This is a genomic window from Nocardiopsis sp. NPDC055824 (genome assembly GCF_053616335.1).
Window position 1 is genome coordinate 35,327 of sequence record NZ_JBSHDN010000037.1, and the last position, 6,310, is coordinate 41,636.

Sequence of the window (6,310 nt, forward strand, 5' to 3'; positions counted from 1 at the left end):
TGCTTTCCTTGAATCAGGGGGACCCCACCCCCGGCGGCTCCGGCGTGCCCGCGCCCCGCCCCACACCCGGGACCGCCCCTCCCGGCCCTACCGCCTCCGCCCCGACACCTCCGCACCGGCCCCACCGAGCCCGCCCGCTCCCGGCCTCCGCCCCGCCGCACCCCGGCGACCATCCCACCCCATGTGCCCCACATCACACCCGTTCGCGCGATTTCTCCCCCTCCCCCTCGAACAACGACCGCCCGGGCGACACAAGAGGGTGACAGAGAGGAGTTGCCGATGGTGACGAGCCACGACGGCGACCCGCCCGGGCACGCGGAGTTCAACGCGGTGTTCGAGAGGCACTACGACGCGGTGTACAACTACGCACGCCGCAGGGTCGGCCCCGACCTGGCCGACGACGTCGCCTCCGAGGCGTTCGTCGTCGCCTGGCGGCGGCGCGACAGGGTCCCCGCGGACAGGGAGCTCCCCTGGCTGTACGCCTGTGCCCGCCGCATCACCCTCGCCACGCTGCGGGAGATCCGCGGGCGCGGCGAGGTCCCCACTCCCCCGGAACAGCTCTGGCGGGACTCACCGGACGACACGGAGCAGGTCATCCGGCGCCAGTCGGCGCTCACCGCGCTGGCCGGGCTCTCCGACACCGACCGCGAGCTCGTGATGCTCGTGACCTGGGAGGGGCTGAGCAGCCGCGAGGCGGCCCGGGTGGTGGGCTGCGCCCCCGTGACCGCGCGGGGCCGCCTCCACCGCGCCCGCCGACGGCTCCAGGCCCTCATGGACGACACCGCCCGACCCGCTTCCGACAGCCCTGACAGAGAGGAGGCGTCGTGGACGACGTCACCGCGCTTCGCGCGCTCCTGAACGACAGCGACCCCCGTGCCGGGGCGACCGCTTCCTTCCCCGACCGCCAACGCGCACGCACGAAGGCCATCGCCATGCTCGACGCCGCACCCGCCCGACGCCCCCTGTGGCGCCGGATCCCCGTCCTCGCCGGAGCCGCGACCCTGGTCGCCGCCACCACCGCCGCCGCCCTGGTGGTCGGCGCCGCGGGCGGGGGCCCCGCGGGCATCCCCTCCGCGTACGCTGCGCCACCGGACCCGATCGAGGTCACCGGGGGCGCGCCCGAACCCGGCGCGGAGCGGCTCCTCGACCTCGCCGACACGGCCGCGGAGGGCGACGACGCACCCGGCGACGGCGATGTCGCCCATGTCTCCTCGACCGGACAGGAGCTGCTGACCGTCACCAGCTTCGCCGGGGAGGAGCCCAGCGAGGACGACCTGCACAGCGTCGGCTTCATCCCCTACGACTGGCAGTACTGGCAGGGCCCCGGCGGCGACATGCGCGAGATCAGCACCGCCGGAGAGGCCGAGGACACCCGGGGGGACGTCGAGGAGCACCGGGAGTTCCTCGACGACCGGTCGGACGACTTCGAGAGCACCATGGACGAGAGCCTCGTCCTCCCGAGGGACCTGCCCACCGACGCGGACATCCTGGCGCAAACCCTCCTGGAGTGGGGGAATGACGACGTCCCGGCCGACAGCCCCGAGGCGGACGGAGCCCTCGTCAACGCCCTGAACCACCTCTACGAGAACCGCCCGCTGGACGCCGACGAGCGGGCCGCCGCCCTGCGCGTGCTCTCCGGGTTCGACGGCGTCGAGTACGCGGGCAGCACCCAGGACCCCCTCGCACGCGACGGCGAGCTGTTCCAGATCAGGATCGACGAGGGCTCGCAGACCAACGAGTACCGGTACGTCTTCGACTCCGAGAGCGGTGCGCTCCTCTACCGGGACGTCACCCTGCTCGAGGAGGAGCCCGGCGAGTCCTCCCTCGCGCAGCACGGCCTCGAACTCCCCGTGACCGTCTCCTACCGGACCTTCGTGTGGTCCGGCTGGGTCAACGGAATCGGGGACCGTCCCTGACCCGGGGCGGGGTACGGGCTCCCTGAGGGGTCGCCCGCGAACCAGGCGGTGTCCGGTCCGGCGCGCGGACCGGGCACCGCCGTGCCGCGGGGCGGCGCGGTCCTCAGGAGAGGAGGGAGGTCTCGCCCTCCGCCACGATGGCGGCCGGGCCGCTCATCCTCGCGCCGTCGGAGTCCAGGAACACGGTGCACTCCCCGCCGAGAACCCTCACACGCCAGGTGGCGCCCTCGCCGGCAGGGGTGGCGGCGGCGGCCGCGGCGACGATCCCGGTGCCGCAGGAGCGGGTCTCGCCCGAGCCGCGCTCGAAGACGCGCATGTCGAGGACACCGGGCTCGACCTCGGTGTACACCTCCACGTTGGCGCCCTCGGGGAAGGCCTCGCGGTCCAGCAGGGGCGGCTCGGTCAGGTCCACGTCCGCGACGGGGCCGGGCACCTCACAGGCCAGGTGGGGGTTGCCCACCGAGATCTGGGCGCCGTGCACCACCTGCCGGGCGAGCTTCGCCGAGGACGTGCCCTGCCTCTCGACCCGGCCCATGTCGACGGTGACGTCGCCCTCGGAGCCGACCCGGACCTCCTTGGCGCCGTCCCTGGTGCCCACCTCGAAGACGTCGCCGTCGACCAGGCCGGCGTGCACCAGGTAGCGGGCGAACACCCGCACGCCGTTGCCGCACATCTCCGCGACGCTCCCGTCGGAGTTGCGGTAGTCCATGAACCACTCGGCGCGTTCCGCGGTACGCGCGGACGGCGCGAGCGCCTCGCCCAGGGCGCGTGTGCGCACCACGCGCAGGATGCCGTCGCCGCCGATGCCCGCGCGGCGGTCGCACAGCAGGCGGACGGCCTCCTCCGTGAGTTCGAGCTCCCCGTCGGGGTCGGGGAGGATCACGAAGTCGTTCTCTGTTCCGTGGCCCTTGGCGAATCGCATGCCGACCATCCTAGGCGTGGTCACGGCGTGTCCCCGACCGCCCGCCCGGGCCCCGGCGCCCGGGCGGCGGCGGGAGCCCCGGCGCCCGGGACCGGCCGGGGCAGGCCGCGAACTGACTACGCTGGAAGGATGATCAAGGTGATCGCGGTTGTCGGCCCGACCGCTGTGGGCAAGTCCGATCTCGCCGTCGAGGTGGCCCTGCGACTCGAAGAGCGCACGGGACGCCGGGGCGAGGTCATCAACGCCGACTCCATGCAGCTCTACCGCGGCATGGACATCGGTACCGCCAAGCTCGGCGAGGCCGACAGACGCGAGGTGCCCCACCACCTGCTGGACGTGTGGGAGGTCAGCGAGCCCGCGGACGTGGCCAGTTACCAGGACATGGCCCGTGAGCGCGTGGAGGACTGCGCCGACAGGGACGTCATCCCCGTCCTCGTGGGCGGGTCCGGGCTCTACGTCCGCGCCGTCCTGGACCACCTGGAGTTCCCCGGCACGGACCCCGGCGTGCGGGCCCGCCTGGAGGCGGAGCTCGGCGACGTGGGCCCGGGGGTGCTCCACGCCCGGCTGGCGGAGGCCGATCCGGCGGCGGCGCGCACCATCCTGCCCGGGAACGGGCGGCGGATCGTGCGGGCCCTGGAGGTCATCGAGCTGACCGGGCGGCCGTTCACCGCGAACCTGCCGGACCACACGTCCTTCTACCCGTGCACGCAGATCGGCCTGTCCTCCCCCCGCCCCTCGCTGGACGAGCGCATCGACGCCCGTGTGGAGCGCATGTGGGACCAGGGCCTGCTGGACGAGGTCCGTGTCCTGGACGGGCTGGGACTGCGCGAGGGACGTACGGCGTCCCGCGCCCTCGGGTACGCCCAGGCCCTGGCCCAGCTCGACGGCGAGATGTCCGAGGAGGAGGCGAAGGCGGCCACCGCCCAGGCGACCCGGCGCTTCGCCCGCCGCCAGGAGTCGTGGTTCCGCCGCGACCCCCGGGTCCGCTGGCTGCCCCACGACGCCCCCGACCTGGTCGAGCGTGCGCTGTCCCAGGTGGAGACGGCCCTGTCCGGTTCTCCGGAGGAGCCCGGTGAGGCCCTGGTGGACGTGGCGACGCTGGTCCCGCACGGGCAGCGCTCCCCCGGGTAGCGCCTCCCGCTCCCTTCGGCCGTTCCGGGGGCCGGGCCCGACCGGGCCCGGCCCCCGGTGTCGTGCACCCCTTGTCCCCGGGGGCTCCTTCGCCTATCTTGACTATGTGACCAGTTTTCAAATCTGGTCACGGAGTCAGAGAGGAGGGGTGGGGATATGGTCGTCGCGTCAACACGCGTGGTCAAACCGCATCCCGTCCGTCCCCGACTCGCAGGAGCACATCGTGAGCCCGTCGACCGACACGCCCCCGGGCGCCTCCACCCTCCCCTCCCCGGCCGCAGACGCGGCCGCGGCCGAACGGGAACTGAGGGCCGACCGCATCCTGGACGCCGCGGAGGAGCTGCTGGTGGCCTGGGGGCGCCGCAAGATCACCGTCGAGGACGTCGCCAGGAGGGCGAAGGTCGGCAAGGGCACCGTCTACCTCCACTTCGCCACCAAGGAGACGCTGCTGCTCGCGGTGGTCATGCGGGCCCAGCTCGGCCTGATGCGGCAGGTCCTGGAGGTCGTGGGCAGGTCGCCGGACAACGCGCGGCCCAGCGAGGTCGCCCGCTCCCTGTACCTGAACCACCTCGACTCACCGCTGATGCGGGCCGTCCTCACCGGGGGCACCGAGTCCCTGGGGGCCCTCTCACGGGACGCGGCCGCCCTCGTCGGGGGGACGGTCCGCGAGCGCCAGAGGGCCATGAGGGCCTACTGGGACGCGCTGCGCGACCTCGGGCTCCTGCGCCCGGACCCGCCCGTGGACGACCAGCTGTACGCCTACAACGCGCTCGTCCTCGGCCACCTGGTCACCCCGCCCGTCCTGGAGGAGCAGGGGATGCACGTGCCCGACCACGGCACGCGCGCCGACCTCATGGCACAGAGCGTCCGACTGCTCCTGGAGCAGGACGCACCACCGGAGAACACGCGCAAGGCCCAGGTCAGGGCCCTGGAGATCTTCTCCGCCCTGGACAGGAGCATGCACGCGGAGATCGCACGGCTGAAGCAGACACCAGGCACCACCTGACACCTCCCGAGGAGGGCCCATGACAGCCAACCCCCCGTCCGCCCGAGACGACCTCATCGACCTGCGCGCACCCGGGTTCGCCACCGACCCCTTCCCGGTGATCGAGCGGGTCCGATCGGCGGGCGGGTCGGCGCCGGCCCTGTTCGTCGACACGATGGAGGCCACGCTCTTCGTGGACGACGAGGACGTGCGCACCATCCTGGGCGACCGGCGGTTCGTCCTCGACCCCGCCAACGTCGCCGGAGAGGTCACCGCCAGGCGCTCCGACGCCCTCACCGGGCTGGGCATCAACCCCGACCTGGTCACCTATCTGACCGAGTCCCTCCTCGACAAGGACGCCGAGGACCACACCCGGCTGCGCAAGCTCGTCTCGCGCACGTTCACCGTGCGGCGCGTCAACGCGATGCGCCCCGCCGTCCAGGAGATCGCCGACGAGCTGATCGCGCGGCTCCCGGAGCTCGCCGACGGCGACGGGGTCGTGGACCTCATGCCGCACTTCGCCTACCCGCTGCCCATCGCGGTCATCTGCGACCTGGTCGGGGTCCCCGTGGAGGAGCGCCCCGCCTGGCGGTCCTGGAGCGAGCGGCTGTCCGCCTTCGACCCGAGCCGGCCCGAACTCATGAACAGCGCCCTCGGGGAGATGGTCGAGCACATCAGGGGGATGCTGGCCGCCCGGCGCGCCGAGCCGACCGACGACCTGCTCGGCGCCCTGGTCCGGGCACGCGACGAGGACGGCGGACGCCTCAGTGAGAGCGAGCTGATCACACTGGTGTTCACGCTGGTCATCGCCGGCCACGAGACGACCGCGCACCTGCTCGGCAACGGCGTCCGCGCCCTGCTCGGGCATCCGGACCAGTGGGGGACGCTCCGCGAGGACCCGGGGCTGCTGCCCTCGGCCGTGCACGAGATGCTCCGCTACGGCGGCACCGCGGTGATCGCCAAGGCGAGGTACGCCGTCGAGGACGTCGAACTGCGCTCCGGCCGCGTGGCCGCCGGGGCGCGGGCGATCGCGGTCATCGGCGGCGCCAACCGCGACCCGCGGGTCCACCCGGAGCCCCAGAGGTTCGACATCACACGCCACCACGGCAGGCCGGGGGAGGCGCACGTCGGGTTCGGGCACGGCGTCCACTACTGCCTGGGCGCCGCCCTGGCCCGCCAGGAGGGGGAGATCGGCGTCGGTGCGCTGGTCTCCGCCCATCCGGACCTGTCCCTGGTTCCCGGGCGCGGCCCCCGGCCGGGGGCCGTCCCCGGCGCCCTGCGCCTGGACAGCCTCCCGGTCCGGCTCTGAGGCCGGTCCCGTCCTCCCGTGCCGCGGGCCCCGGGGGGCGGGGGCGG

Annotated in this window: 6 protein-coding genes; 5 read left to right on the plus strand and 1 reads right to left on the minus strand. The window is 73.8% G+C overall.

Annotated features, from left to right (window positions below):
* Positions 1–279 precede the first annotated feature (279 nt).
* Together ACWGL3_RS10860 and ACWGL3_RS10865 are read left to right on the plus strand one after the other, a co-directional pair.
* Complete coding sequence (locus ACWGL3_RS10860) at positions 280–858, plus strand: RNA polymerase sigma factor (RefSeq protein WP_267946008.1); 579 nt, start codon at positions 280–282, stop codon at positions 856–858.
* The gene (locus ACWGL3_RS10865) at positions 825–1,916 is read left to right on the plus strand and encodes a CU044_5270 family protein (RefSeq protein ID WP_267946009.1); all 1,092 of its coding nucleotides are present in this window, start codon (positions 825–827) and stop codon (positions 1,914–1,916) included. The genes ACWGL3_RS10860 and ACWGL3_RS10865 overlap by 34 nt, the downstream gene beginning before the upstream one ends.
* A gap of 103 nt (positions 1,917–2,019) precedes the next feature.
* On the opposite strand, the gene dapF is transcribed toward ACWGL3_RS10865, so the two are convergent.
* Positions 2,020–2,847, minus strand: a complete 828-nt coding sequence (dapF, locus tag ACWGL3_RS10870; RefSeq protein WP_267950476.1) for a diaminopimelate epimerase — start codon at positions 2,845–2,847, stop codon at positions 2,020–2,022.
* A gap of 120 nt (positions 2,848–2,967) precedes the next feature.
* On the opposite strand from dapF, the gene miaA reads away from it, so the two are divergent.
* From miaA to ACWGL3_RS10885, 3 genes are all read left to right on the plus strand, one after another.
* Positions 2,968–3,969, plus strand: a complete 1,002-nt coding sequence (gene miaA, locus ACWGL3_RS10875) for a tRNA (adenosine(37)-N6)-dimethylallyltransferase MiaA (protein WP_267946010.1) — start codon at positions 2,968–2,970, stop codon at positions 3,967–3,969.
* A gap of 223 nt (positions 3,970–4,192) precedes the next feature.
* Entirely contained in the window at positions 4,193–4,975 is a 783-nt protein-coding gene (locus ACWGL3_RS10880) for a TetR/AcrR family transcriptional regulator (RefSeq protein WP_452461189.1), read from the plus strand.
* A gap of 19 nt (positions 4,976–4,994) precedes the next feature.
* Complete coding sequence (locus ACWGL3_RS10885; protein WP_452461190.1) at positions 4,995–6,263, plus strand: cytochrome P450 family protein; 1,269 nt, start codon at positions 4,995–4,997, stop codon at positions 6,261–6,263.
* Positions 6,264–6,310: the final 47 nt, after the last annotated feature.